Genomic DNA, 2,792 nt, shown 5'->3' with positions numbered 1-2,792 from the left:
CATTGCGGAATGTTTCTGGCTGAGCGGCAAGCCACCCCTTGCGATGGAGGATACCACGCGGATCGTATTCACCCATGTCAATCCCCACTTGCACGCAATTGTGCAAGTTAGTTTTGGCAGGCATGATAGTCAATTGAGGTGGCCGAGGCCGCAGCGATTCTGACCCAGACATCACTTTCCAGCCGAAGGTGCTGACATGAGCCGATCTTTTGCGATGCCAACTACCTCATTCCCTGCAGGCCATAGGGTAGGCGTTTGCCGGCCCATGATTAACGATCTCGATTGAAGCCGACGGGCAGTCCACGCCCGCCTGAAAGCAAGGAGTCGTCTTATGAAGAAGCTTGCACTATCCCGATACATGCTTGCGCTGCCGTTCTTGGCTGCAGGTGTCGGGACCTCGGCCCATGCCCAGTCGGCGGATTTGCCGATAGGCGCCGAAAGCGGGCAGGTCACATTGCCCTATGCGGAGCAGAAATTCCGCGGCAGCACTGGCACCACCTACCTGAATGCCGATCCCGCCGAATTTCCGGCCCCAATCAAGGCGCCGGAGGGCGCACCCAACGTGCTTCTGGTGCTGCTCGACGACGTGGGCTTCGGGCAGTTCGACGTGAGTGGTGGCGGGGTTCCCTCGCCCAAGTTGGATGAACTGTCCAAGGAAGGTCTGACCTTCACCCGCTTCCACACCACGGCACTTTGCTCGCCGACGCGGGCGGCGCTGCTGACCGGGCGCAATCACAACATGGCGGGAAGCGGCGTCATCACCGAGCTTGCCACCGGCTATGACGGCTATACCGGGGTCATTCCAAAGGACACGGCCACGGTCGCCGAGATCCTGCACCAGAACGGCTATGTGACCGGCTGGATCGGCAAGAACCACAACACGCCGATCTATGAAACCAGCGCGACCGGTCCCTTCAACCATTGGCCGAACGGGCTGGGCTTCGACTATTTCTACGGCTTCATGGCTGGTGATACGAACCAGATCCGGCCCTATCTCTTCGAGAACCAGACCCCCCTCGGCACTCCGAACACCGAGAACTATTACCTCAGCACCGATCTGGCCGATCACGCGATCAGCTGGCTGCAGAAGCTTGAGGCGATCCAGCCCGAGAAGCCATGGTTCGCCTATGTCGCCCCGGCCGCGACCCACGCTCCGCATCAGGCCCCCAAAGAGCTGATCGAAAAGTTCAAGGGCAAGTTCGACGCGGGCTGGGACGTCTATCGCGAAGAGACGTTCAAGCGCCAGAAAGAGCGTGGGATCATCCCCGAGAATGCTGTGCTGACGCCTCGCCCCGCCAGCCTGCCCGCCTGGGACAGTCTGAGCGATGACCAGAAAAAGCTGTCGGCCCGCATGATGGAGGTCTTCGCGGCCTATGGCGAGCAGGTCGATTACGAAGTCGGACGTGTGCTTGACTACGTCAAGACCCTGCCCGACGCCGACAACACGATGATCATCTATATCGTCGGTGATAACGGTGCCTCGGCCGAGGGCGGCTTTGACGGGACGCTGAACGAGAACGCCTTCTTCAACGCCTATCTGATGAAGGCCGAGGATATGATCGACCGCATCGACGAGATCGGCACCGAGCTGCACTTCAACCACTTCCCGGCCGGTTGGGCTTGGGCGGTGGACAGCCCCTTTCAATGGACCAAGCAGGTCGCAAGCCATCTGGGCGGCGTGCGTAACCCGATGATCGTGAAATGGCCCGCCAAGCTCAAAGCTACGGGCGAAACGCGGACCCAGTTCCTGCATGTCATCGACATCGCGCCGACCATTCTGGCCGCCGCCAACGTCCCCGAGCCGCGCAGCGTGAACGGCACGGCCCAGACCCCGATCCAAGGCAAAAGCTTCCTCAGCGTGCTGGATGATGCCAAGGCCGCTGAGGTCCGCACCAGCCAGTATTTCGAGATGTTCGTGAACCGCGGCATGTATGACAAAGGCTGGTGGGCGGCATCGCTGGCCTTCGAGCCTTGGGACCCGGTTCGCGGTGAGTTCGACCCGATGAAGGCCAAATGGGAGCTTTACAACCTCGACGAGGACTTCACCCAGTCCAAGGACATCGCGGCCGAAAATCCCGAGAAGCTGGAGGAGTTGAAGGCGCTGTGGTGGGCCGAGGCCTCCAAGAACAAGGCGCTCCCGCTTGACTGGCGCGGGGCCGAGCGCTTCAGCGCCGAAGGCACCGGCAAGCCGAACCTTGCAGGCGGGCGTGACAGCTTCACCTATAAAGGTGTGCTGGCCGGTCTGCCGGAATCCTCGGCCCCGGACCTGAAGAACAAGTCCTTCAGCGTCACCGCCAAGGTCAAGGTCGAGGAGAATGCCAATGGCATGATCTTCACCCAAGGCGGCAATACCGGCGGCTGGGCCTTCTATCTCAAGGATGGCAAGCTGAAGGCCGCGCATAACTACATCGACGTCGCGGTCTATTCGGTCGAAAGCGACGCGGCACTGCCCGCCGGGGAACACGAGGTGAAGATGGACTTCGCCTATGAGGGCGGCAAAGAGATGGGCAAGAACGGCACCATCACGCTGTCCATCGACGGCCAGCCAGCCGGCTCCGGTGCCATCGAGCAGACGACCCCGTTCAAGTATTCGCTGTCCGAGAACCAGGACGTCGGGACGGATACCGGCACCGCCGTCTCCACGGACTACAAGGCGCCCTTCGACTTCCAGGGCGAGCTTGAAGAAGTGGTCGTGGATCTGAAGAAGTAAGACTGCCTCGGGCGCTCGACATTTGTTTGAGCGCCCGGTTCGCTGTCACGTCGCGCGCCGGCGTGAAACAGAGCGAACAAGC

Annotated in this window: 1 protein-coding gene; it reads left to right on the top strand. The window is 61.0% G+C overall.

Annotated elements, in window-relative coordinates:
• Nucleotides 1–331 precede the first annotated feature (331 nt).
• Nucleotides 332–2,710, top strand: a complete 2,379-nt coding sequence (locus GL286_RS21970) for an arylsulfatase (RefSeq protein ID WP_155097690.1) — start codon at nt 332–334, stop codon at nt 2,708–2,710.
• Nucleotides 2,711–2,792: the final 82 nt, after the last annotated feature.

It is taken from the genome of Paracoccus aestuariivivens (genome assembly GCF_009711225.1).
Classification (GTDB): Bacteria; Pseudomonadota; Alphaproteobacteria; order Rhodobacterales; family Rhodobacteraceae; genus Paracoccus; species Paracoccus aestuariivivens.
Note: the sequence above shows the minus strand (reverse complement) of the source record. Positions and strands in the feature narration are given on the sequence as shown.